Source organism: Pseudomonas sp. R76, assembly GCF_009834565.1.
Taxonomy (GTDB): domain Bacteria; phylum Pseudomonadota; class Gammaproteobacteria; order Pseudomonadales; family Pseudomonadaceae; genus Aquipseudomonas.
On record NZ_CP019428.1, the window covers coordinates 5,251,211 to 5,276,581 of the forward strand.

20 protein-coding genes are annotated in these 25,371 nt (G+C 58.8%); 10 read left to right on the forward strand and 10 right to left on the reverse strand.

The window, feature by feature from the left end:
* Window positions 1-256: 256 nt before the first annotated feature.
* Window positions 257-4,951, forward strand: coding sequence for a dermonecrotic toxin domain-containing protein (locus tag PspR76_RS23650; RefSeq protein ID WP_159959196.1), 4,695 nt, complete (start codon window positions 257-259; stop codon window positions 4,949-4,951).
* Here the strand turns inward: PspR76_RS23650 and PspR76_RS23655 are convergent.
* The gene (locus tag PspR76_RS23655; RefSeq protein WP_159954389.1) at window positions 4,910-6,286 is read right to left on the reverse strand and encodes an IS30 family transposase; all 1,377 of its coding nucleotides are present in this window, start codon (window positions 6,284-6,286) and stop codon (window positions 4,910-4,912) included. The two genes, PspR76_RS23650 and PspR76_RS23655, sit on opposite strands and share 42 nt — an antisense overlap.
* Before the next feature lie 53 nt (window positions 6,287-6,339).
* On the opposite strand from PspR76_RS23655, the gene PspR76_RS23660 reads away from it, so the two are divergent.
* Entirely contained in the window at window positions 6,340-6,753 is a 414-nt protein-coding gene (locus tag PspR76_RS23660) for a leucine-rich repeat domain-containing protein (RefSeq protein ID WP_159959198.1), read from the forward strand.
* Here the strand turns inward: PspR76_RS23660 and PspR76_RS23665 are convergent, their stop codons facing one another.
* The 7 genes from PspR76_RS23665 to acs all read right to left on the reverse strand — a co-directional run bounded on the left by PspR76_RS23665 (window position 6,754) and on the right by acs (window position 15,459).
* Entirely contained in the window at window positions 6,754-7,734 is a 981-nt protein-coding gene (locus PspR76_RS23665; RefSeq protein WP_057975155.1) for a GlxA family transcriptional regulator, read from the reverse strand.
* Window positions 7,735-7,982: 248 nt separating this feature from the next.
* On the reverse strand, window positions 7,983-8,747 hold the full coding sequence (locus tag PspR76_RS23670; protein WP_003214336.1) for an ABC transporter ATP-binding protein: 765 nt from the start codon (window positions 8,745-8,747) through the stop codon (window positions 7,983-7,985).
* 27 nt (window positions 8,748-8,774) lie between these two features.
* On the reverse strand, window positions 8,775-9,887 hold the full coding sequence (locus PspR76_RS23675; RefSeq protein WP_159959200.1) for a succinylglutamate desuccinylase/aspartoacylase family protein: 1,113 nt from the start codon (window positions 9,885-9,887) through the stop codon (window positions 8,775-8,777).
* 1 nt (window position 9,888) lies between these two features.
* Window positions 9,889-10,587, reverse strand: a complete 699-nt coding sequence (locus PspR76_RS23680) for an ABC transporter permease (protein ID WP_159959202.1) — start codon at window positions 10,585-10,587, stop codon at window positions 9,889-9,891.
* The gene (locus PspR76_RS23685; RefSeq protein ID WP_032886746.1) at window positions 10,584-11,273 is read right to left on the reverse strand and encodes an ABC transporter permease; all 690 of its coding nucleotides are present in this window, start codon (window positions 11,271-11,273) and stop codon (window positions 10,584-10,586) included. Before PspR76_RS23685 ends, PspR76_RS23680 begins: the two co-directional genes overlap by 4 nt.
* 91 nt (window positions 11,274-11,364) lie before the next feature.
* A complete protein-coding gene (locus PspR76_RS23690; RefSeq protein WP_159959204.1) occupies window positions 11,365-12,150 on the reverse strand; it encodes an ABC transporter substrate-binding protein in 786 nt (261 codons plus the stop codon).
* 1,353 nt (window positions 12,151-13,503) lie between these two features.
* Window positions 13,504-15,459, reverse strand: coding sequence for an acetate--CoA ligase (acs, locus tag PspR76_RS23695; protein ID WP_159959206.1), 1,956 nt, complete (start codon window positions 15,457-15,459; stop codon window positions 13,504-13,506).
* Window positions 15,460-15,856: 397 nt separating this feature from the next.
* Here acs and PspR76_RS23700 point away from each other — a divergent pair, with 397 nt between their 5' ends.
* From PspR76_RS23700 to PspR76_RS23720, 5 genes are all read left to right on the forward strand, one after another.
* Entirely contained in the window at window positions 15,857-16,126 is a 270-nt protein-coding gene (locus PspR76_RS23700; RefSeq protein ID WP_106576108.1) for a DUF2790 domain-containing protein, read from the forward strand.
* A 578-nt stretch (window positions 16,127-16,704) separates the two neighbouring features.
* The gene (locus PspR76_RS23705; RefSeq protein WP_032879817.1) at window positions 16,705-17,955 is read left to right on the forward strand and encodes a ribonucleotide-diphosphate reductase subunit beta; all 1,251 of its coding nucleotides are present in this window, start codon (window positions 16,705-16,707) and stop codon (window positions 17,953-17,955) included.
* Window positions 17,956-18,314: 359 nt separating this feature from the next.
* The gene (locus PspR76_RS23710; RefSeq protein ID WP_174245686.1) at window positions 18,315-18,851 is read left to right on the forward strand and encodes a BRO-N domain-containing protein; all 537 of its coding nucleotides are present in this window, start codon (window positions 18,315-18,317) and stop codon (window positions 18,849-18,851) included.
* A 99-nt stretch (window positions 18,852-18,950) separates the two neighbouring features.
* The gene (locus tag PspR76_RS23715) at window positions 18,951-19,664 is read left to right on the forward strand and encodes an HNH endonuclease (protein ID WP_159959210.1); all 714 of its coding nucleotides are present in this window, start codon (window positions 18,951-18,953) and stop codon (window positions 19,662-19,664) included.
* Between the two features lie 72 nt (window positions 19,665-19,736).
* On the forward strand, window positions 19,737-20,381 hold the full coding sequence (locus tag PspR76_RS23720; RefSeq protein WP_159961613.1) for an HAD-IB family hydrolase: 645 nt from the start codon (window positions 19,737-19,739) through the stop codon (window positions 20,379-20,381).
* 122 nt (window positions 20,382-20,503) lie between these two features.
* Here PspR76_RS23720 and vapB read toward each other — a convergent pair whose 3' ends face one another.
* Both vapB and PspR76_RS23730 read right to left on the reverse strand, forming a co-directional pair.
* The gene (gene vapB / locus PspR76_RS23725) at window positions 20,504-20,743 is read right to left on the reverse strand and encodes a type II toxin-antitoxin system VapB family antitoxin (RefSeq protein WP_159959212.1); all 240 of its coding nucleotides are present in this window, start codon (window positions 20,741-20,743) and stop codon (window positions 20,504-20,506) included.
* Between the two features lie 186 nt (window positions 20,744-20,929).
* Window positions 20,930-21,889: a LysR family transcriptional regulator gene (locus PspR76_RS23730; protein WP_159959214.1), complete on the reverse strand. Its 960-nt coding sequence runs from the start codon at window positions 21,887-21,889 to the stop codon at window positions 20,930-20,932.
* 228 nt (window positions 21,890-22,117) lie between these two features.
* Here PspR76_RS23730 and argH point away from each other — a divergent pair, with 228 nt between their 5' ends.
* From argH to PspR76_RS23745, 3 genes are all read left to right on the forward strand, one after another.
* Window positions 22,118-23,545, forward strand: a complete 1,428-nt coding sequence (gene argH, locus PspR76_RS23735; RefSeq protein WP_159959216.1) for an argininosuccinate lyase — start codon at window positions 22,118-22,120, stop codon at window positions 23,543-23,545.
* A 152-nt stretch (window positions 23,546-23,697) separates the two neighbouring features.
* Window positions 23,698-24,576: an amino acid ABC transporter permease gene (locus tag PspR76_RS23740; protein ID WP_159959218.1), complete on the forward strand. Its 879-nt coding sequence runs from the start codon at window positions 23,698-23,700 to the stop codon at window positions 24,574-24,576.
* Between the two features lie 24 nt (window positions 24,577-24,600).
* Entirely contained in the window at window positions 24,601-25,365 is a 765-nt protein-coding gene (locus PspR76_RS23745) for an amino acid ABC transporter ATP-binding protein (protein WP_017134648.1), read from the forward strand.
* The last annotated feature ends 6 nt before the right edge of the window (window positions 25,366-25,371 follow it).

Here is a 25,371-nt window from a genome sequence, read left to right on the forward strand (position 1 = left end):
GGATTGTAAGGACAGTTTTCAGCGCCACCTTGTCGCCAAGCGACAACTTCTTATAGCGCCAACCCCGGTTTTACGCGGGTTTACGGCAATGCGACATATTGCGTCGCAATGGCGCAGTGTAAACCAGCGGCGAATGTTTCGGCATAACGCTCCGGTATCCGATCAGCCCATGCCCCTTGCGATATTCCAATAGCGCCATACCCGCGCCGTCTGCCGATTTACTTGAGCACATTAACCACGCACAAGGATTGGCAACATGCCTGACTCTGTACACCAAACGCCGCACACCAAACTTTCGGTTCAGCCCGACCAGCATTACGCGCTGCTCAAAAGTGCCATCCCGCGCTGGCTCGGCGAAACCTCCTCACACCGCCGCCAGGCGCTGGGCCAAAGTGTTGCGCGCCTGCCTCAAGCATTGCGCGACGCCACCGCCCCCAGCCAAGGCGAACTCAAACGCCTGGCCACCGCCCACTGGGACGCGCAAAACACCGTCGAAAACGCCCTTGCCCACGTGCAGGATGCCCAGCACTTTGGTGAACCCATCCTCAGGCTCGCCCTGAAAACACAGTTCGGTCTGGACCTGGATGTAAGCAATACCTTCCTGCGCCTGTACATCCCCCAGACGATTCCCGGTTTCCCCCTCCGCACGGGCGCCGCGCGCACCTGGACGGTCTCACTGCTGGAGGCCGCCCTGCACAACTTCGAACACCAGGAAACCGAGGCCGACGCCTATGAAAGCGCGTCGACCTTTATCACCCGCCCGGACGCCAGAGGCCACTTCGACACCTTGCCAGCCATCAAAGCCGTGGTGTCCATTCGCGCCTTTACCCAGCTGTGCCGCGATCTGGACATCGGCGCGCTGTATGCCGCCTACCTGCAAGAACAACTGGCCATGACCGAGCCGGTCGCACACGCCGTCTTGCAGCTAAAAGTGGAACGCAGCCAGAAAGCCGAGTTGCAGGCTGCCTTGCAATGGGCGTTGATCAGCGGCGACCTGCAACTGGATTATTTCCGACTGATTCAGGGCCTGCTCGACGGCCTGGACGGCATGCGCCTCGACGGCCAGGCGTTGCGCTACCACGACCTGAGCCTGATGGGCGCGGACTTGCCCGGCATCATTGTGTTCGGCCCCGACCTTGAATTCTCACGGGGTGCAGCACGCCTGGTGGCTTATGTGCCAGGTGACCCGGAGCACCCGATCAAGGAATACCCCTCGTCCCAGGCCATGCAAAAAGAACTGGTGCGCCAACTGCGCGATGAGCCTTACCAGCGGTTCTTCAGCCGCTTTGTGCCCCACGCCCAGCGCGGCCACTTCTTCGCCAACCTGAGCCAATTGCTCGGCCAGATCACCTGGCACCCTTACGTTCAGGGCAGCAGCGCGCCGATCTGGCGTCAAACCCCTACCGACAACCCACGCGTACGCTTTGTCGCCACCCCGGGCGGTCACGACCTGTGGCGCCACCAGTACCAACGCAGGCTCAATCAAATCCTTAACGACGGCCGCACCCGCGCCGTCGCCACGGCGACCGTCGACCGCAACGCGCGCTGGGCGCTGTGGGATTCACTGGTGAATGTTGCGTCGTCAATCCTGGAAGCCGTCACGTTGATCGTCGCACCCTTCGTGCCGTTTGCCGGCGAGTTGATGCTGGGCTATATGGCCTATCAACTGCTCGATGAGGTATTCGAAGGCATAATCGACTGGAGCGAAGGCTTGGGCATCGAGGCCGTCGGGCACCTGGTGAGCGTGGTCGAAACCCTGGTGCAACTGGGCGGCTTTGCCGCCGGCAGCACGATTGCAATCGCCGAGTTTCGCAACGCCCTGCCCCAACCGATCATCGACTTTATCGACCGCTTCAAACCGGTAGAACTGCCCAATGGCCAGACCCGCTATTGGAAACCCGACCTGACGGCATACGAACAGCCGATCCGCGTGCCGCCCGGCACCTATCGCGATACCGCAGGCGTGTTCGCGTACCAGCGCAAAAACCTGTTGAGGCACGACGCCAAGGTCTTCGCGGTAGAAAAAGGCCAGGCCGCCGACACCTTGCATATCCAGCACCCGTCTCGCCCCGATGCCTATCGCCCGAGCGTGCGGCACAACGGCCAGGGCGCCTGGCACACAGAACTTGAGCGCCCCCTGCAGTGGGACCAGAAAACACTGCTACGCCGCCTCGGTCACAGCGTGGAAGGCATCAGCGAAGCCGACCAGGCGCTGGCGCTGAACATCAGCGGCACCGACGAAAACGCCTTGCGCAAAATGCACGTCAATAACGAAGCACCGCCGGCCCTGCTGCTGGACACCCTGGACCGCTTGCGGGTCGACCGCGACATTCAAACCCTGATCGACCGGCTCAACAGCGATGACCCCCAGGCCTACGGCAAAGTGGACCCACAAACCAACCTGCAACTGCTGACCGGCCACGGCTATTGGCCCGAAACCCGCTGCCTGCAATTTATCGATGCCCAAGGGAACGTCGCCTGGGCGTTTGGCGACAACCAACTGCCCGCCCTCCAGATACCCGAGAGCCACTTGAACAACGGCGGCCTGCTCAAGGCGATACTCACTCTGCTGCCGCCCAACGATGCTGCCGAAGCCTTTGGCGCGGCGGTCGGCGATTCGCGCCTGAGCCTGGACATGCGCGCCGCCCACCTGCGTAAAAAACTTGCGGCGATTGCCGAACAAAAGCGCGCGTCCCTGTTTCAATCACGCTATGCAACCTACCAGGCCACCCGCAACCCACGGGCACAGCGCCTGATGGACGCCGCCCCCGGCCTGCCTGCGCGCATCGCGGAAAAAGTGCTGGAGCGCGCCACGGCAAAAGAACTGGCAGAGTTGGACGCGCAGCGCACGCCCCAGCGCCTGAGCCTGCTGGCACGCAGTGCCTTCGAAGAAGTGCGCCTGAGTCGCGCCTATGAAGGCCTGCATTTTGGCGACCAAAGCCTGGACACACAGCGCCTGGCCCTGCACTCACTGCCCGCGATGCCGGGCTGGCCGGCGCAGGTGCGCCTGGTCATCAGGGACTACGCGGCCAACGGCACCTTGCGTGACCAGATCGGTGCCGACGATGCGCCCATCGTGCGCACGTTGGTGCGCAGCGAAACCGGCGAATACACCGCCCATGACGAAGACGGCGCACTCGGCGCGCCCACTGACTTTTACTCGGCCATCCTCAACGCCTTGCCCGAAACCCAACGCCTAGCCATTCATTCAGGCATCGATCAAGGCCCGCGCCTGCGCCAGTACCTGGCGCGGCATGCCATCGAACGTAAGCGTCTGCGCGAACTGCTCAGCGCGGACCCTATTCGCAAACCGACGTATGACCCTCAAGTCATGAAGCTGCTCGGCGGCATGGACGGCTACAGGGCACAAGCTGACTATGGTGACGAACCACCGCCGCTGCTTGAGCAGGTACGCAATTTATTCCCCGCGCTCAACGAAGAGCTTGCTCAAACGATACTCGACCACCTGCAAACCCTGCCGTCCGGCGCCAGCAATCAACTCGCCTACTTGCGTGAGCAACGCCAACTGTTGCGCCAGAACCTGCAAGCCTGGCAGGCCGCGATCCCGCGCATCGACCCCGAAACCCAGCTTGAAATGAGCGCCGCGCGCCGCTATGACGAGGTGCAGACCCGCAGGATGATGGCCGAGCAACTGGAGGCGTGCTGGCGCCGGGAAACCGAGCGGGACGAATACTTCAGCACTCCCGAACTCAACGGCTATACCCTGAGGCTCTACGGCCCGGGGCCTACAGACCTGCCGGAGCTGGGCATGGCCTTCAACCATGTCTCACTGCTGTCTCTGGTGGGCGACGGCGCCATGCTCGGCATCGACACTTTTCTTGACCGGTTCCCCAACCTGCGTCAGTTGGAAATCAGGTCGATCCCGCTGGGAGACTTGCCGCCACAGCTCAACTCCATGCCTACGCTCAACAGCCTGATACTGAGCGACTGCGAAATTACCCTGACCCCGCAAAGCCTTGACCGATTGAACGGCATGCACGGCTTGCACGCGCTCGACCTGCACAACAATGCCCTGGGGCTGATACCCGATGTGCAAGCGATGACCGACCTGACCCTGCTGGACCTTTCCACCACCGGCATCGACCGCGTGCCGAACGGCGCGGTAGATCGCCCGCGGTTGGAATTAGCCATGCTCAGTGACAATAAAATCACCCAACTTCCCCCAGACCTGTTCAGCGTCACCCCGAACACCGCGAGGAAGTTCGACCTCTCCGACAACCCGCTTGAGCCACCGGCACTTGAACGAATCAAAACCTACTGCCAGACCCACGGCGAGTTTTTCTCCGCCTCGGCCCCCGGTACCGAACGTGCCAGGCTCATGAACCTTTATCCCACCTTTCTGGAGACCGAAGCGGACCGCTTTATCTTCCGCATGCCCGGCAACATGGACGCCGTCGCACCAACCTTGACGCGCCTTGAGGCCGAATATGCGCAACTGGGCACCGACCTTCAGCAGTGGGCCTTGAATGTACCCGACCACCACCCTGTCCTCGGCATCCTGCTGGACGAGCAGACCATCGCCGAGGAGCAACTTGCGCGCCAGCGCTTCAAGGCCTTGCTTGAAGATGCCTGGCGTCGCGAAAGCGAAGAAGATGAAGAAAGCCTGGGCGAGCATTTCACCCACTCCGTCATCCTTGAAACGTCGACCATGGGCCCGCTGCCGGAGCTGAGCGCAACGTTCGATCATGTCTCCAACCTCGAAATCAAGGGCGGCGGCGTCACCAACGGCATCGATGGCATGCTTCGATGCTTTACCCAACTGGAAACGCTGACACTCAGCCAATGCACCTTAGGCAAGTTGCCGGACACCCTCGCGCGGCTGCCGAAGCTCTCGACCCTGAGCCTGGAGCAATGCGCAATCACCCTGACCCAGGCAGACATGGCGGATTCAACCGGTCGTCGCAACACTGGATTGTTGTACAGACTTTAGATACTCATTGAGTGCTTCGGCAGGTGTTTTCCAGCCGAGTGTTTTTCGAGGTCTAGTGTTAAGTACGTGAGCTACCGCCTGTAATTCTTGGGCACTCCAACGAGAGAGGTCAGTGCCTTTCGGGAAGTATTGCCGTAGAAGGCCGTTCGTATTTTCGTTTGTACCGCGCTGCCATGGACTATGTGGATCAGCAAAGAAAACCTTTACTCCGGACTCGATGGTAAATCGAGCGTGATCCGACAGCTCCTTTCCACGATCCCAGGTCAAAGATCGCCACAGCTCGATGGGAAGATCAGTCACCGTCTTCTTCAATGCGTTGGCCATACTAACAGCCCCATAGCCAGCCAGCGCCGGGCCGTTCTTCGTGCGGGGAATTAGCCCATAACCTTTCTCGCGAGGCAGATGGACGAGCATGGTAAATCGAGTTGAGCGCTCGACCAGAGTTCCAATCGCAGACCGGTTCAGACCGATGATCAGGTCGCCCTCCCAATGCCCGGGTACAGCCCGATCTTCTACCTCAGCAGGGCGACTGGAGATCATGACGTCCTCGCTGACATGTGCCCACACTTTGGCCTGCGCTCTGGCTCTCGGCACGCGCAATGCGCGTCCTGAGCGCAGGCAGCTCACCAGTTCGCGCTTGAGAGCTCCTCGACCCTGAATGTAGAGCGCCTGATATATGGCTTCATGAGAGATGCGCATGGATTCATCATCCGGAAAATCGATCTGGAGCCGGTTGGCAATTTGTTCAGGCGACCAGCCATTGACCCATTTACGGTCACTGCGATGCGGTTTATTTCGGCCTTTGAAGGGTGCTTGCCGAGGCCCAGAAATCTCACGACCATCGGCGTCTTGAACCTTGCCCTCAAGGCGGTCGCGTACGTACTGGTGCAGTCGCGGGTTAGTGACCAATTTCGCTGGTTTCGGTCTCTTGGCCACCAGTTCTGCCTTCCATTGCGCTACTGACGCTCGATATTCAAGCCGACCGCAACGGGTAGCAGCATTTCGTGTCAGCTCCCGTGAAATTGTCGATGGGCTTCGTCCAAGGCGACGGGCGATCTCACGAACGCCAATACTTTGCGCTCGAAGCAGCCCAATCTCTTCTCGCTCTGCAAACGATAAGTATCGTCCTGATATGTGATTCGACATGAATAATGGCATCCCGCCGCGATGACGGAACCAGCGTGTACCTACCGCTGTTGATACGCCAACGGCATGTGCTGCCTTTTCGCTTGTGATGCCTGTTGCAATCTGCACCCAAAATAGCCGCTCGATCTCATTACGAAGTGAGGGCGCACCTGGAGAACGCATCGCTCCCCGGCCCGTCAATTTTTGCATCCATCCTGCGGGTCGTCCCATAAACACCTCGAACAAGGTGTTGCGACGACCGGTTGAATCCGCCCATCAACCTGCTGGCTGACATGACCCAACTTGAGTACCTGAGCCTGACCAATAACCCGCTGAACCTGGCACCCGACATCAGCAACCTGTCGCAATTGGCCGCGCTTCATTTAAGCAACACCGGAATCAGCCAAGTACCCCGCGGCCTCTTCAGGCTGCCGGACCTGGAAACGGTAGACCTGAGCAACAACCTGATCAGCGAAATCCCGGCTGATTTGCTGGAGTCGACGGCGGTCTATGGCCAGGATTGCGATTTCAGTAACAACCAGTTATCGCCAAGGAGCGTGGGCTATCTCAGGCAACACTACCTGCGTACCGGCATTGATTTTCAGGTGGCCGCCGCCACTGTGGACGAGCACGGCGTGCCGCTGGTGGTGGTAGGCCCAACGCCGATGGAGGAGTAATCAGCCGCGCTCGGAAGGCACCGACGACAACTCGAACGGGCTGCTGCTGCGCCGCTGGTTGCGATCTTCACGCGGCGTGGCGCCGAAGAAGTTGCGGTAGGCGCTGGAGAAGTGTGGCCCCGAGGAGAAACCGCACGACAGGCCGATCTGGATGATCGACTTGCTGGTTTGCATGAGCATCTGGCGCGCCTTGTTCAGGCGCAGCTCCAGGTAGTACTGGCTGGGAACGCGATTGAGGTATTGCTTGAAGATGCGCTCCAGTTGTCGTCGCGAGACGCACACATGCTGGGCGATTTCGTCGGTGGTCAGCGGCTCTTCGATGTTGGCTTCCATCAGCAACACGGCCTGGGTCAGCTTTGGATGGCTGGAGCCCAGGCGGTTTTGCAGCGGGATACGCTGGCGCTCACCGCCTTCGCGGATGCGCTCCACCACCAGTTCTTCGGAAACGGCACCGGCCAGTTCGGCGCCGTGGTCACGGGCCAGTACCGCCAGCAGCAGGTCGAGTACCGACATGCCACCGCAGGCGGTCAGGCGATCACGGTCCCAGTCGAACAGATGGCTGGTGGCGATGACCTTGGGGAAACGCTCGGCGAAATCGTCCTGCCAGCGCCAGTGCACGGCGGCGCGGTAACCGTCGAGCAGGCCGAGTTGGGCCAGCGGGTACACACCGGCTGACAAGCCGCCGATCACACACCCGGCGCGTACCAACTGCTTGAGCGCAGTACTCAGTTGGGACGCGATGACGGTCGGCGGCTCGTCGGCCAGCAGGAACAGCTTCTGGAAACCTTCGAGCTTGCCGGCCCACGGCTCACCCGGCAATTGCCAGGCGCCGTCGGTGGCAGGCTCGGCGAGCAGGAACGACAACTCGTAGACCACGTCCGGATGCACCCGCTGAGCAACGCGCAAGGCCTCCTCAGCCAGCGCAAGCGTCAGGGCTTTTGTGCTGGGCCAAATCAGGAAACCAATTTTATGGGCGGTCATGGAATGCTATCCGAAGCGAGTAACGGTAATGAAGACAAGGGCCAATGCTAGCCCGGAAACCAACACAAATCTCTAAAGCGGGTGAAGATCCAAATGTGGGAGCGGGCTTGCTCGCGAATGCGGTGGGCCAGATACACATCTACTCACTGACCCACCGCTTTCGCGAGCAAGCCCGCTCCCACATTAGATTGGGATCTATTTCAAGACTGCGAAGCATGCACTAAACCGGTGCACAAAAGCAGCCTTGATTACTTCAGGCTACCCGACAAAAACTGCTGCAAACGCTCGGACTGCGGGTTCACCAGCACTTCACGCGGGTTGCCACGTTCTTCGACGATGCCTTTGTGCAAAAACACCAGCTGGTTCGACACTTCACGGGCAAAGCCCATTTCGTGGGTCACGACCACCATGGTGCGGCCTTCCTGGGCCAGGTCCTGCATCACCTTGAGTACTTCGCCGACCAGTTCCGGGTCGAGGGCCGAGGTCGGTTCATCGAACAGCATCACCTCAGGCTCCATCGCCAGGGCACGGGCAATCGCCACGCGCTGCTGCTCGCCACCGGACATGTGGCCTGGGAACGCATCCTTGCGATGGCCCACGCCGACTTTGGCCAGGTAATGCTCGGCTTTTTCGCGCGCGTCTTTTTTCGACATGCCCAGCACGTGCACCGGCGCTTCCATCACGTTTTCAAGCGCGGTCATGTGCGACCACAGGTTGAAATGCTGGAACACCATCGACAGGCGCGAACGCATACGCTGCAGCTGCTTCGGGTCGGCGGCCTTCATGGCGCCGTCCTTGTTGGCCACCAGTTTCAGCTCTTCGTTATTGAGCAGAATCTTGCCGGCGTGGGGTTGCTCGAGCAGGTTGATGCAGCGCAAAAAGGTACTTTTGCCCGAACCACTGGAACCGATGATGCTGATCACATCACCGGCCGCTGCGGCCAGGGACACACCTTTGAGCACTTCATGACTGCCATAGCGTTTATGCAGGTCTTGGACTTCAAGTTTGTACATGCGGTCGGTTCTCACAAAAACAGGTGGTCAGTCGTTGAGCAAGCGCCCGTGACGCAGCGCTTCGCGCCCCGCCACCTTGGCCAGCCAGAAACCCGCTTGGGCATAACGTAGCCGTTCAACGGCAAACAACACCCCCGAGGTGCCCGCGCAGACAATGCTCACGCGATCAGTCAGAGGGTCAATCACTTCAAAAATCTCATCGCCCGCTTCAACCCGGTCACCGGCTTTACGCAGGTAACTGATCACACCGGCATGGGGCGCGAACAGCAGTTCGGTGCCTTCGAAGGGCAAGCCTTCGCAGGGTTCGTGCTGCGGCGCGGGCCATTCGCCTTTGATCAGGCCTTGCTCGGCGAGGAACGCGAGGATGCCTTCAGCGTGGAAGACCGCTTCGTCGCGGCCCGTGTCAGCCTGGCCACCCAGCTCCAGCGTGGTCGCCAGACAGGCCAGTGGAATCTGCGCGTTCGGGAATGCCCGCGACAGACGCAACCACGGCAACGAGCAGGCTTCATCGAACGAGCTGCCGCCGGAATCTTCCGCCAGCAGGCCGACCTTCACATTCAAATGCGCCGACAACGAACGCCACTGCGGCCAATGCTGCGGCAGCGCGTACATGTGCAGCGCGGCTTCGGCGTCGCAATGCAGGTCGAGGACGATATCGGCGGTGCAGGCGTGGCTGAGCAGCACCCGTTGCATGCCTTGCAGCTGGCTGCTCGGCTGGGGCAATGCATTGAGTGCATCGGTCATTGCCTGGCGAATCATGCGCACATTGGCGTGCGGGTCATCGCCCAGCTTGCCCTTTAGCCGCTCGGTAACCGGCTCGCTCAACTCGACGAAATCACGATTGAAATTCTTGCCGCTGCCGACTTCGAAACGGCCTTGGTGGCTGCCTTGCAGCAACTGGCCCAGGCCCATTGGGTTGGCCACCGGCACCAGCTCGATCACGCCATTGAGCGCGCCTTGCTGTTCCAGTTCGGTGAGGCGTTTTTTCAACTCCCAGGCCGCGCGCATGCCGGGCAATTCATCGGCGTGCAGGCTGGCCTGGATGTAGGCCTTGCGCTCGCCGCTGCCGAAACGAAACACGCTCAGCTGGCGCTCGCAGCCCAGGTGGCCCCAGGGCAACAGGTGATCGATACGTTCCATATCAGTGCTTCCGTGGAGCCAGGTAGCTCAGCCAGCGGCGCTCGGCCAATTTGAACAGGCGCACCAGGATAAAGGTCAGGCACAGGTAGAACACGCCGGCCGTGATATAGGCTTCGAACGGCAGGTAGAACTGGGCGTTTACCGTGCGCGCGGCACCGGTGATGTCGATCAAGGTGACGATGGACGCCAGGCTGGTGGTCTGCAGCATCATGATCACTTCGTTGCTGTACTGCGGCAGCGCGCGGCGCAGGGCCGACGGCAGCAGGATGCGGCGGTACAGCTTGTAGCGCGACATGCCCATGGCCTTGGCCGCTTCGATCTCGCCATTCGGCGTGGCCTTGAGGCTACCGGCGATAATCTCGGCGGTGTAGGCGCTGGTGTTGATCGCAAAGGCCAGGCACGCGCAGAACGTGGCGCTGGACAGCAGCGGCCACATGAAGCTCTCGCGTACGGCTTCAAATTGCGCCAAACCGTAGTAGATCAAAAACAGCTGCACCAGCATCGGCGTGCCGCGGATCACGTAGGTGTAGAGCCAGGCGGCGCCATTCACGATCGGCTGCTTGGACACACGCATCAAGCCCAAAGGCAAGGCGGCGAGCAAGCCGAAGAACAGCGAGATGGCGAGCAATTTCAAGGTGGTAACCAAGCCGCCGAGGTACAGCGGCATGGCGTCCCAGATGACGTTGTAGTCGAAGATCATAGATCAGCCGCCCTTACGCCTACCGAGTAGCGCTTCTCAAGATAGCGCAGGGCCAGCAACGACACGCTGGTGATCACCAGGTACATCGCCGCCACTGCGAGGAAGAAGGTAAAAGGCTCGCGGGTGGCATCTGCCGCCTGCTTGGCCTTGAACATCATGTCTTGCAGGCCCACCACCGAAATCAGCGCGGTGGCCTTGGTCAATACCAGCCAGTTGTTGGTGAAACCAGGGATCGCCAGCCGAATCATCTGCGGCACCATCACCCGGAAAAACACCTGGAAACTGCTCATGCCATACGCAAGGCCGGCCTCGGCCTGGCCCTTGGGAATGGCCATGAAGGCGCCACGAAAGGTTTCCGAGAGGTAGGCGCCAAAGATGAAACCCAGGGTGCCGATACCGGCGGCCAAGGGGTTCAAGTCGATATAGTCGTCATAGCCGAGCATCGGCGCGACGCGGTTGAGCAAGTCCTGACCGCCGTAAAAAATCAGCAGGATCAGCACCAGGTCGGGGATCCCGCGGATCACCGTGGAGTACAAGTCACCCAGCCAGGCCAACCAGCGCACCGGCGACAGGCGTAACGCGACCCCGATCAGACCCAGAACAATGGCCAAGGCCATGGACGACAAGGCGAGCTGAAGCGTCAACCATGCGCCATCGAGGATGACGGCCCCGTAGCCTTTCAACATGATTCAGGTCCTCGAAAAGGGGGATGAAAAAATGGCGCAAACCGCAGGAATTCTGTTGCTTGCGCCATTCTGGACAGACAGCTAGGACGAGTTACTTAGGGTCAGCGCCGTAAATATCGAAGTCGAAGTATTTGTCCTGGATTTTCTTGTATTCGCCGTTGGCACGGATCGCTGCGATGGCCGCGTTGATCTTGTCCAGCTCGGCCTTGTCGCCTTTACGTACAGCGATGCCAATGCCGTCGCCGAAGTACTTGGCGTCGGTGAACTGTGGGCCCACGAACGCGTAGCCTTTACCGGCCGGGGTTTTCAGGAAGCCGTCTTGCAGCAGGGTGGCGTCAGCCACGGTGCCGTCGAGGCGACCGGCTTCCACGTCCAGGTAGATTTCGTTCTGCGAGCTGTAAGGCACAACCGTGGCGCCTTTAGGGGCCAGGACTTCCTTGGCGAAGCGATCGTGGATCGAACCGCGTTGCACGCCGATTTTCTTGCCTTTCAATTCATCCAGGCTGTCGCTGACCTGGGTGCCTTCCTTCATCACCAGCTGCGCTGGGCTCAGGTAGTAGCGGTTGGTGAAGTCCACGGACTTCTTGCGGTCTTCAGTGATGGACATGGACGACAGGATGGCGTCGATCTTGCGCACTTTGAGCGCAGGGATCAGGCCGTCGAATTCTTGCTCAACCCACACGCACTTGACCTTCATCTCGGCGCACAGGGCGTTGCCGATGTCGTAGTCAAACCCGACGATGCTGCCATCCGGCGCCTTCGAGGCAAACGGAGGGTAAGCCGCTTCGATACCAATCTTCAGGGGCTTTTCATCAGCGAAAGCCTGCATCGACAGCACGGACAGCGCCAGGGCGCCCAACAGCACAAGTTTCTTCATCTTGGGACTCCATCGGTATAGGGCAAAAAGCAGAATGAGCCGTGGCCCACGATGCGACTTAAGTGAAACCGAATAGCGGTGCTGCGTCCTACCCCGAATTGATACTGGAGACGACGAGCGAGTGATCGGCATTCTAACGACAGGCCGGAAGCCGATATTTCCTCAATGCGACAACAATTTACAGAAGCACTGAGAAAGCGGTTCCAGCACATTGACAGCCTCTGTTTTTTATGCAGAGACAAAAGATATTAAACCTGTTGATGCTGCAAATTGCGGGCCTATTATTCGCAAACCCTTCTAGCACGGCAAGTCTGGCGTTAAATCTTATTTCTGAGGGTGTCTAAAACGCGGGTTTTCGGGGCATAGGTGTAGCACATTGCCTCAGGATTGGGCGCGGGGTTACACATTTGCTGGTCTCGGTAACATTCAGAAACGTCCTACGCATGAAGTCGATATTTATTGGCCTACGCATAGATCGTTCCCACGCTTTGCGTGGGAATACATCCTGTGACGCTCTGCGTCACGCCCCAAGAGCAGACGCGGAGCGTCCAGGGCGGCATTCCCACGCGGAGCCTGGGAACGATCATTGTGGTATGCACGCCAAAGGTGGGAGCTGGCTTGCCTGCGATAGCGGTCTGTCAGCCAACCCACCTGTGCCTGACACACCCTCATCGCAGGCAAGCCAGCTCCCACAGTGATCCGGTTTCGCCAGCGATATTTATTGGCCTACGTATAGATCGTTCCCACGCTCTGCGTGGGAATACATCCTGTGACGCTCTGCGTCACGCCTCAAGAGCAGACGCGGAGCGTCCAGGGCGGCATTCCCACGCGGAGCCTGGGAACGATCATTGTGGTATGCACGCCAAAGGTGGGAGCTGGCTTGCCTGCGATAGCGGTCTGTCAGCCAACCCACCTGTGCCTGACACACCCTCATCGCAGGCAAGCCAGCTCCCACAGTGATCCGGTTTCGCCAGCGATATTTATTGGCCTACGTATAGATCGTTCCCACGCTCTGCGTGGGAATACATCCTGTGACGCTCTGCGTCACGCCTCAAGAGCAGACGCGGAGCGTACAGGGCGGCATTCCCACGCGGAGCCTGGGAACGATCATTGTGGTATGCACGCCAAAGGTGGGAGCTGGCTTGCCTGCGATAGCGGTCTGTCAGCCAATACAATCCAAATGTGGGAGCGGGCTTGCTCGCGAATGCGGTGTATCAGTTAGCAGATGTGTAGCTGACCCACCGCATTCGCGAGCAAGCCCGCTCCCACAGGGGATTTGCATCGGTTTCGAATTTCCAAAAAAAAGCCCCACCCAGCTCACGCCAAATGGGGCTCTGCACCACCTAGCCCGCCTTACGCGACGTTCATGGTCTTGTGCGTTTCAATCAAATGCGCCACCACACCTGGGTCTGCCAGCGTGGAGATATCCCCCAACCCGTCATACTCAGCCGTGGCAATCTTGCGCAGAATCCGGCGCATGATTTTCCCCGAGCGCGTCTTCGGCAAGCCCGGCGCCCACTGGATTACATCCGGCGAAGCAATCGGCCCGATCTCTTTGCGCACCCAGTTTTTCAGCTCCAGGCGCAGCGCTTCGTTTGGCTCCTCGCCGTTTTTCAGCGTGACATACACATAGATGCCCTGCCCTTTGATGTCGTGCGGCACACCCACCACCGCCGCTTCGGCGACTTTAGGGTGAGCAACCATGGCGCTTTCAATCTCGGCCGTGCCCATGCGGTGGCCAGACACGTTCAACACGTCATCCACGCGGCCGGTGATCCAGTAGTAGCCGTCCTCGTCACGACGCGCACCGTCACCGGTGAAGTACATGCCACGGAACGTCTTGAAATAGGTGTCGACGAAACGGTCATGGTCGCCATACAGCGTGCGCGCCTGGCCTGGCCACGAATCCAGAATCACCAGGTTGCCTTCAGCCGCACCTTCGATCAGGTTGCCCAGGTTATCCACCAGCGCCGGCACCACGCCAAAGAACGGGCGTGCCGCGGAACCCGGCTTGAGCGCGTGAGCGCCCGGCAGCGGGCTCATCATGCTGCCGCCGGTTTCGGTCTGCCACCAAGTGTCGACGATCGGGCAACGGGATTGGCCGACGTTCTTGTAGTACCAGTCCCAGGCTTCCGGGTTGATCGGCTCGCCCACCGAACCGAGCAGGCGCAGGCTGCTGCCATCGGCGCCTTCCACGGCAGCGGTGCCAGAGGCCATCATCGCGCGTATCGCGGTCGGCGCGGTGTAGAGGATATTGACCTTGTGCTTGTCGACAATCTTCGCCACCCGCGTGATATCCGGGTAGTTCGGCACACCTTCGAACAGCAGCGTGGTCGCGCCGTTCGCCAGCGGGCCGTAAACAATATAAGTGTGGCCGGTGACCCAGCCGACGTCGGCGGTGCACCAGTAGATTTCGCCCGGGCGGTAGTCGAACACACGCTCGTGGGTCAGGGCTGCATACAGCAAGTAGCCGCCGGTGGTGTGCTGCACGCCTTTGGGTTTGCCGGTGGAACCCGAGGTATAGAGGATGAACAGCGCTTCTTCGGCGCCCATCTCTTTCGGCGCACACACGGTGCCCGCCACTTTCATCAGGTCTTCGTACCAGATGTCGCGATGCTGGTTCCACTTGATGTTGCCATTGGTGCGCTTGCACACGATGACTTTCTGGATGCTGCTGGTTTCCGGGTTGGTCAGCGCGTCGTCGACGTTGGCCTTCAGCGGAATTTTCTTACCGGCGCGGATGCCTTCGTCGGCGGTGATCACCACCTTCGACTTACAGTCGATGATGCGACCGGCCAGGGCTTCCGGCGAAAAGCCGCCAAACACCACGGAGTGAATCGCACCGATGCGGGTACAGGCCAGCATGGCGACCACGGCTTCGGGGATCATCGGCATATAGATAGTCACCACGTCGCCGCGGTGCACATCCTGGCCGCGCAGGGCGTTGGCGAACTTGCAGACTTCTTCATGCAGCTCGCGGTAGGTGATGGTGCGGCTTTCGGAAGGGTCATCGCCTTCCCAGATGATCGCCGCCTGATCGCCACGCTCAGCGAGGTGACGGTCCAGGCAGTTGTAGGAAACGTTCAAGGTGCCATCAGCGAACCATTTGATGTCGACATGGTGGTCGTCGAAAGAGGTCTGCTTCACCGCGGTGAAAGGCTTGACCCAGTCAAGGCGCTTGGCTTGCTCGCGCCAGAAGCCATCGGGGTTGACCACCGACTGCTGGTACATGGCCTTGTAGGTCGCCTCGTCGGTCAGCGTGTTGGCTGCTACTTCGGGGCGAACGGGGTACAGGGAAGCCGCACTCATCTTTCTTACCTCGGTGACAATAGTTGTTTTTGTATGCCCTGTTGTAGCCGGGGCGCCCCCATAGAACCATTCGACGATGGTAGTAACAAGCCCCTACAAATTGCCCTGCCATGCCGATTTACGGCTCTGGCCCGCGCTCTGCGCGGCTTTCACGCCGGATGAAAAAACCTTTACCACGGGATTGTTACAAAAACCGCCAATAGTGTTTATCAAAAGCACGGGTATATGAATATAACGCGTGCGCCTAAAATCAACGCCGTCAACAAGACACTGCGATTAACAACGTAACAGCCCCCACGAAGGCAACGTTAATCCGAACTTCCCAACTCTTAAGTTACACACGTGGCCTCACAAGGGCCCCGTGACCCCTTTCGCCCTGAAGAAGGTAAATACAGTAATGAAAGCTCTCGTAGTTATGGCCCTCAGCAGCTTGTGCGCCACCGCCGCCCTGGCCGACGAGGCCCCGACCGAGCTGGCCGGCCAGAACGCCCCGATCGTTGAAGATTACACCTACAGCACACACTTGGATGTGGCCAAAGTATTGTCCATGAGTACTGTTCCGGAAGTCTGCCAGGTTGTACCGGTGCAAATGGAATATGAAGACTCACAGGGTCAACGTCATATTCTTAATTACCAAGTAATGGGTAATGGTTGTTCTAACGGGTAATAATTATTGAATCAGGTTTAAACCCGGATCTTGGTCGCCGCAAGAAATCGTTCTTGCGGCCAAGAACCTCTCTGCACCCCACCACGCAATAAAGGTGGGAGCTGGCTTGCCTGCGATGGCGATTGCAGCCTTTTTACACCGCCCAAAACCCGCCACCGCCCCGCCTCACCCAGCCCGCCAAAAACTATCCCACCGCCCGTCAAAAAATTCCTGCCCCGGCAAAGCCTTGCAAACACGCGCCTTGGCCGAAAACCAAGCCATTTTGGCGCTCAATCGTGACCATCCGCCGCAACACAAAGTCGAATTTTTCCCTATAATGCGCGGGTAAATCGGGCCTGCAATATCCCTTTACACTGGGATGAAGAGCCAGACCTGAGGCCTCCCGCTGGAGCATGCACCAGTCGCTCCGCCCCTCAGCCTCAAGCAGAGCACCCGTTACCCAATTCCGTTTAATGCCTGCGCGAGCTGTTGCAACAAACGATTCCTTAAGATCCACCGCGGCCTCAGGGCCGTGTGAACACCCAACCATCCGGTTTCACACGGGCACCTTTGAGCCCTCACGCAGGAGACGACACGTCATGCTGAGCTGGGACGAATTCGACAAAGAAGAAGAAGGCGAAGTAGCCGCTAAAGGCGCCAACGCCGGCCACGCCACCGAAGCCAACATGGACCGCCTCGACGGTGCCGGCGCCGCCGCCGCCATCGAAGCTCGCGCCGTCACCGCCAGTGACTCCGCCGCCATCGTGCGCGCCAAGGCCGCCCTCGACAAACTCGACGTCGCCGAAGGCCTCGCCGAACTCGAAGGCTCCGCCGCCCGCGTCGCGGTTGACGAAAAGCGCATGATCAACTGCCGCGCCGACCTCAACCAACTCGTGCCTTTCAAGTACGACTGGGCCTGGCAGAAATACCTCGACGGCTGCGCCAACCACTGGATGCCGCAAGAGGTCAACATGACCGCCGACATCGCCCTGTGGAAAAACCCCGAAGGCCTGACCGATGACGAACGCCGCATCGTCATGCGCAACCTCGGCTTCTTCTCCACCGCCGACTCCCTGGTTGCCAACAACCTGGTGCTGGCCGTGTACCGCCTGATCACCAACCCGGAGTGCCGCCAGTACATCCTGCGCCAGGCCTTCGAAGAAGCGATCCACACCCACGCCTACCAGTACTGCATCGAATCGCTGGCCATGGATGAAGGCGAAATCTTCAACATGTACCACGAGATTCCATCGGTCGCCAAAAAGGCCGCCTGGGGCTTGAAGTACACCCGTTCGATCTCCGACCCGAAGTTCGAAACCGGCACCGTCGAGACTGATAAAGAGCTGCTGCGCAACCTGGTCGCCTACTACTGCGTCCTGGAAGGCATCTTCTTCTACTGCGGCTTCACCCAGATTCTGTCCATGGGCCGTCGCAATAAAATGACCGGCGTGGCTGAGCAGTTCCAGTACATCCTGCGTGACGAGTCGATGCACCTGAACTTCGGTATCGATGTGATCAACCAGATCAAAATCGAAAACCCGCATTTGTGGGATGCCGAGATGAAGGAAGAAGCGACCCAGATGATTCTGCAAGGGACTCAGCTGGAGATCGAGTACGCACGTGACACCATGCCGCGTGGGGTGTTGGGGATGAATGCGGCGATGATGGAGGACTATCTGAAGTTCATCGCGAATCGTCGTTTGTCGCAGATTGGGTTGAAGGAAGAGTATCCAGGGACGACGAATCCGTTCCCTTGGATGAGCGAGATTATGGATTTGAAGAAAGAGAAAAACTTCTTCGAAACCCGCGTGATCGAGTATCAAACCGGCGGCGCGCTGAGCTGGGATTGATTCCTAAGCCAAGCAACATTAAGAAGCCCTGACATGTTCAGGGCTTTTTTATGCCTCCTTTGATCTGCATAGGAGCCGTCTTACACCAAAATCATCCATAGAAAGGTTGATACGAATTTCGATGCTAAATAGTCTCGTCTACCGGTGCCTAAGAAACGCCCAACGTAGCTGCTAGCCTCAATCACACAGTCAAGAAACCGCATGGCCAATCATGCGGAATGAATGCTGTATCGAGGCCAAGCAAGTTGGAGTTTCTTAAAATCCGCTCTCTACGTTGGGTTTCCACCCTTCTGTAAATCACGTAGAGGTCATAGGAAGTGTCTAGCCAATATCTACTCAACTTGCCTAATGCTGAAGGTATGCTCACATCCGAGCTTTCAATTGCCTTAGTTTTTACTCGTCATAATCTTCAATTACACGCCCTCCTTCTAGAAAACCAAGCGTGGTTCTGTGCGCGTGACCTTGGACGTTTGATGGGGTGGTGCTTAGATGAGCGCACGACTCGCAAGCTCGATGAAGACCAACGAAAAACTCTAAAACTGCTGTTCCACGGTCAGCCCGAAGAAATGCTGATGATCAGCGAATCCGGTGCTTACGCGCTGCTGGTCTATCACTACACCCCTGGGAATCGCCTTCTGCGTAGTTGGCTCACTCATGAAGTAGTTCCAACGTTGAGGGACGAGCGTCAGCCACCAACGGTGGAACGACCGTTGTTGAGCATGTTGGATTGGCCGGAGATGTCGTTGAACCTGCTGCATTGGCAAGATGAAGGCTGGATAAGACTTCGGGATATGCCGTATTTACTGGTTAATCGGACCTATCGGAGGGAGTCAGCAAAGACTCCGTGGTGGCGAAAGCTCACCCAACCTTTCCGAATGAAGCAGCGAATGCACTGACGCAAACGAACGGCAAGTCCCACCGATTCGTAGGAAATTTCGTAGACGTCATAATGGCTACTCAGTATCGTCCGAGGGTTTTCTACCCTCGGCGGCTGTATGGATACGAAAAAAAGTAATACCGGATGGAGCGATCAGGAGCTTGAAGCGTCCGTCGATGGCTACCTGAAAATGTGGACGCTTGAACGAAGTGGGCAAGCCTTCAAAAAGTCAGATGAGAACCGGTTACTGCGAGAGGGTCCACTCAACCTGCGCAGCGCTTCGTCAATTGAATATCGCATGCAGAACATCTCTGCGGTATTTGAACAGCTAGGTTTGCGACGTATCACTGGCTATATGCCTGCGAAAAACATCGGTGCCGGAGTGAGTGAACGTATTCGCAAGGTGCTAGCAACAAAACCTGGCCTGCACGCTGAGCTTGGTCTGACAGCTGTAGATAAGCCACTGCCCGGCGAGCGCCCGCCCTTTTCGAAGCCTTTCCTTGTAATTGAGCCACAAGGCATTCTGAATCCGCGACAGTTGTTTACTGTCAGTCTTTCTTACGCACGCGCCGATCATGTGCGTAAGCTGGTTCTACAGTTTGCGAATGGGGTCTGCGAAGGTTGCAATTTGCCCGCGCCATTCGCTGGGATTGATGGCCAGCCATTTCTTGAAGTACATCACGTCAAGCACCTCGCCCAGAAGGGTTCGGATCGCACGACCAATGCTGTAGCCTTGTGCCCCAATTGCCATCAGCGTTGTCACCGGTCGAGTGACCGGGATGCTTTCACCGAGTCGCTTTACGCCAAGATCGGAAGATTGGCACGCGAGTAAACTCCTGCTGTCACACCTGATGAACGCTCAAAAAATACCAGATAGGACCGAGGCCCACCCGTGAACCCAGACATGCTCGAAGCCGGCCCCGCTGACGCCAAAGTACTTTCCGTCTTTGACTTCGACGGCACCCTGACCCATCACGACAGTTTCGTGCCCTTCCTCAAGTTTGCCTTTGGCCCCGGTGAGTTTTATGGCCGGATGGTCAAGCTGGCGGTGCCTGGGCTGCGCTTTTTGCTGCGGCAGATCAGCCGGGATGAGTTGAAGGCGCAGTTGATCCGCACCTTTATGACGGGGGTGGAGAAGGCGTGGGTGCAGCAGAAGGCTGAGGAGTATTGCCAGAAGAATTGGGCGCGGTTGATGCGCCCGGCAGGGGTTCTTTCGGTAGAGCAGGAGTTGGGCTCGGGGGCGGTGGTGACGCTGTGTTCGGCGTCGCCGGCGTTGGTGTTGCAGCCGTTTGCGAATCGGTTGGGGATCAAGTTGATTGGTACTGAGCTTGAAGTGGTCGACGGGGTGTTGACGGGCAAGCTCACGGGGAATAATTGCCGCTGTGAGAATAAGGTGCTGCGGCTTGAGGCGGTGTATGGGGATTTGGGCGAGTATCGGCTGAGAGCTTGGGGCGATACGCGTGGGGATCGGGAGTTGTTGGCGGCGGCGCAGGATGCGCATTTTCGGCATTTTCATTCGAAGAAGAAGCAGGGCAAGTTGCAGCGGTGATGCGGGTGGGTGGGGTCGGCGGGTGGGCCGAGGCGATCCCATCGCTGCCTCGCTGGGGCTCGAGAGCTCCCACATTTGATCGGTGCCAGATAGATAGCGCACTAGCATGGGGTGCTGGGGGTCTAGTCTTCAAAGGACTCTCGGTCCTGCTGTTTCGGCTGGGTTCTTTCAGGCATGAAGTCGCTGGAGACGAATTCAGGGTCTAGGAAGAAGCTGTCCCAGGTATTTTCTGCTGGAGCAATGATTTGCTCATTGCCCATCGCGCGCACCGTTATATCTGCTGCCCCTGCCGGGAGATGCAAATCTGCTGGGGTGCAGACTGTTTGTTCTCGGTTGCCTGAGTTAATTTTTGTTTGATGCATAGGCGTACTCCTCCTGGTTGGTTAAAGACAATACAAGTCAGATGGCTTGCCGCCTATGCAGAAAATGTATCGATACAAATAGCGAGTTCGGCGGGTGGACCGAGTCGATCCCATCGCAGCCTCGCTGGGGCTCGACAGCTCCCACATTTGAGCTGCGTGAGCTTGTTGATCGACGTTCGGAGGGGTTTATGTCGCGGCTTTGAGGTCTACGCCCAGGGCTGTTGCGAAGGCTTTTACCATTGGGCTTCTTGGCGCGTTGTGGCGCAGGATCAGGTTGAACGCGGTGCTCAGGTGAACCTGTTCCGGGCACAGTGCGCGCAGGCGCCCTTCCCTTACCAGGGGCGCGGCGTAATGTTCCGGCAGGAAGCCCAGGAAGCGGCCGGTGAGGATCAGGATGGCGACGGCTTCAACCTGTGAGGCCGAGGCGGACTGGCTGTCGTAGGTGACGAAGTTGGCCTTGTCGCGGTGGATCGCATAGCGGTGGTTGACCACTTCGTATTGGCGCAGTACGTCTGGCGTGATGTCGCTCGCGTTGAACAGCGGGTGTCCTGCGGCGCAGTAGGCGTGGGCTTTTTCTTCGTACAGCGGGAAGTAGTCGAATTCTTCGCGGCGTTGGTACACCGGGACGATGCCGACGATCAGGCGTCCTTCCACTACGCCGCGTTCAACTTCGTCCAGTTGCGAGGCATGCAGGCGCAATCTAATTTTCGGTGATTCGCTGTGTAATTTACCTAAGGCGGTAATTAGCGGCGAATTAACGTCGGAGACGGTGTTATCAATTACGCCGACACTAAGGTCACCAATAAGCTCGTTTTGCGCCGAACTAAGCTTGTCTCTGAAACTGTCCACCGAGGTAAATAACTCGATGGACGCCTGATACACCAACTTGCCTTCTTCGGTCAGGCCGAACCCTTCCCGGCCCCGTGTGCACAGGCGCATGCCGATGCGGATTTCGAGGTCGGAGATCTGTTTGCTGATGGCCGCCAGGCCCACGTTCAGCTCGTTTTGCGCGGCGCTGAAGCCGCCGGCTTCGACCACGGCCATGAATACGCGCAGTAATTTGAAGTCCAGCCCGCTCAGTTGCAGCGGCGGCCGAGTGCCGGGTTTTGGCGGCATGTTTCCAGAAGTGGAAAGTGGGGTTTCCATAATACGCGTTGACCTCAAGTGCCATATTCAACAGGCTTCAACCCAATCCTTGAACATAGCCAGGCGGCGATAATGGCCGTAAACATCCGCCCTTGGCAACCTTGAATATAGCGGGTTGAACAGCACGCAGAGGCTGATTTAACACCCGTAAAAACCTGACACTACGATCAGGTCTTTTTAGTTTTTTACTGCCTCCGACTCTTCTAAAAACAAGCGTGAGGAATACCGATGTCCCAGCCCACCGACCGCCTTTGGGGCGCTCGTTTCAAGACCGGCCCGTCTGCTGCATTGGCCGCGTTGTCGCGTTGCCCCGAGCGCTATTTTCGCCTGACGCCCTACGACCTGGCCGGCTCCCGTGCCCATGCCCGTGAATTGCAGCGCGCCGGTTTGCTGGATGAGTCGGAGACCTTGCGCACCCTCGAGACCCTGGACCGTATCGGTGAGGACTTCGCCGCCGGCCACCTGCATCCAACCCTGGATGACGAGGACGTACACACCTTCATCGAACGCGTATTGACCGAGCGCCTGGGCGCCCTGGGCGGCAAGCTGCGCGCCGGACGTTCGCGTAACGATCAAACCGCCAATGACCTGCGCCTTTTCCTACGTGACCACGCGCGCACCATCACCACTGAGGTGCTGGGTTTGCAGCAAGCGTTGGTGGAGCAGGCCGAGCAGCATGTGGAGAGCATTTGCCCAGGCTTCACGCACTTGCAGCAGGCGCAACCGATTGTGTTTGCCCACCATTTGCTGGCCCACGCGCAGTCGATGCTGCGCGATGTGCAACGCCTGGTGGATTGGGATGCGCGCACAGCGTTGTCGCCGTTGGGCGCAGCCGCCATGGCAGGTTCGGCGATTGCGCGGCAGCCGCAGCATTCGGCCAAGGAAATGGGCTACACCGGGCCGTGCGAAAACTCGATTGACGCTGTCGCCAGCCGTGACCATGTGGCGGAGTTTCTGTTTGTGGCGGGCATGCTCGGGGTGAATATTTCGCGGCTGTCGGAGGAATTTTGCCTGTGGTCGTCGCGCCAGTTTCGCTGGGTGGTGCTGGACGATGCCTACGCGACGGGCAGCTCGATCATGCCGCAGAAAAAGAACCCGGACATTGCCGAACTGGCGCGGGGCAAGGCTGGGCGTTTGATTGGCAACCTGACCGGGTTGATGTCGACGCTCAAGTCGTTGCCGCTGTCGTACAACCGCGATTTGAGTGAAGACAAGCACAGCGTGTTGGACAGCGTGGACACCTTGCTGTTGGTGTTGCCGGCGATGGCCGGGATGGTCGCGACCATGAAGGTGCAGGTGGAAGAGCTGCGCAGGCAAGCGCCGATGGGCTTCACCTTGGCGACTGAGGTGGCGGATTGGCTGGCCACGCGCGGTGTGCCGTTTAAAGAGGCGCATGAGATTACCGGTGCCTTGGTACAAGCCTGTGAGAAGCATGAGATTGAGTTGTGGGAAGCCTCGCCGGCGATGCTGGCCGAGGTGGATGCTCGGTTGTTGCCTGAGGTGCGGGACTGCTTGACCCTGGAGGCGGCGATTGCGGCGCGCAGTGGTTGGGGCGGGACGGCGCCGGAGCGGGTTCGGGAGCAGATTGGGCGGTTGAAGGTGGCGTTGGCTGAGCAGCAGAAGTGGGCTGAAAGCTACACCGGGTTTCGTATCTGACGATCGTTCCTACGCTCTGCGTGGGAATGCATCCTGTGACGCTCCGCGTCGCCAAGTCACGCACGAACAGCGGGACGCGGAGCGTCCGAGGCGGCATTCCCACGCGGAGCGTGGGAACGATCAGGTAACACGTATTTTTTTGGAGAGTCACCATGAACCAAACCCCGGCGGAGCGCTTGGAAGCTGAGCGCAAGTTGTCCGAGAACCAGTTCGATATCACGCAGTACGAGCACGTGCCGCGTCGTTATTACGGGCGGATGTTTTTTGCCACGTTGATCGTGATCGCATTGGCCGCATTGCTGCGCGCCTTTGCCAATGGCCAGATCGAATGGTCCTACATCGGGCAGTTCCTCACATCTGAGGCCATTTTGTGGGGCCTGGTGAACACCATCGTCATGTCGATTTTGGCGATGGCGTTGGGCGTGGTCATCGGCGTGATCACGGCAATCATGCGCATGTCGGCCAACCCGATCCTGCGCTACGTGGCCATCACCTACACCTGGCTGTTTCGTGGCACGCCGCTGATTCTGCAGCTGTTGCTGTGGTTCAACCTGGCACTGATTTTCCCGGTGATCGCAATTCCGGGCTTGTTCAGCATCGACACCGTCGACTTGATGACGCCGTTCGCGGCCGCCCTGCTCGGTTTGAGCATCAACCAGGGCGCCTACACCGCCGAGGTGGTGCGCGCGGGTTTACTGTCGGTCGACACTGGCCAGTACGAAGCCGCCAAGTCCATCGGCATGCCGAGCCTTCAGGCGTTGCGTAGGGTGATTCTGCCGCAGGCCATGCGAGTGATCATTCCGCCGGTAGGCAACGAGTTCATCAGCATGGTGAAAATGACCAGCCTGGCCAGCGTGATCCAGTACTCGGAGCTGTTGCACAACGCGCAAAACATCTACTACGCCAACGCCCGGGTCATGGAGCTGCTGATTGTGGCCGGCATCTGGTACCTGGCGGTGGTGACTGTTCTTTCATTTGGTCAAAGCCGCCTCGAGCGTCGTTTTGCCCGCGGCGCCGGCAAGCGTTCGTAAGTTTGGGTTGAGGAGATTTGCCCCATGAGAAGCATCGTCAAGGCCGTCAACCTGAACAAGTATTACGACCAGTATCACGCGCTGCGCGACATCAATATCGAGGTCGAGCAAGGCGAAGTGATGTGCATCATCGGCCCGTCCGGCTCGGGTAAAAGCACGTTGCTGCGGTGTGTGAATCAGCTGGAAAAAATCGACAAGGGCGGCCTGTGGGTCGACGGCGAACTGGTGGGTTACCGCGTCGTCGGCAACAAGCTGCATGAAATGAATGAATCGCAGATTGCGCGCCAGCGCCTGGCGACCGGCATGGTGTTTCAGCGCTTCAATTTGTTCCCGCACATGACCGTGTTGCAAAACATCATCGAAGGCCCGGTGCAAGTGCTCAAGCGCTCGCCCAAGGAAGCCATCGAAGACGCGCTGGAGTTGCTGGCCCGTGTCGGCCTGGCAGACAAGCGCAATGCTTACCCGGTGGAGTTGTCTGGCGGGCAGCAGCAGCGTGTGGCGATTGCCCGCGCGCTGGCGATGCGCCCCAAGTTGATGTTGTTTGACGAACCCACGTCAGCCCTCGACCCGGAGCTGGTAGGCGAAGTGCTGTCGGTGATGCGTGATTTGGCCACCACCGGCATGACCATGATCGTGGTCACCCATGAGTTGGGCTTCGCCCGCGAAGTGTCCAACCGCATGGTGTTTATGGATGCCGGCCAGATTGTGGAAGCCGGCAGCCCGGAAGAAATTCTAATAAGCCCACAAAACCCGCGTACCCAAAGCTTTATTTCTGCCGTTCGCACTTAACTAAAA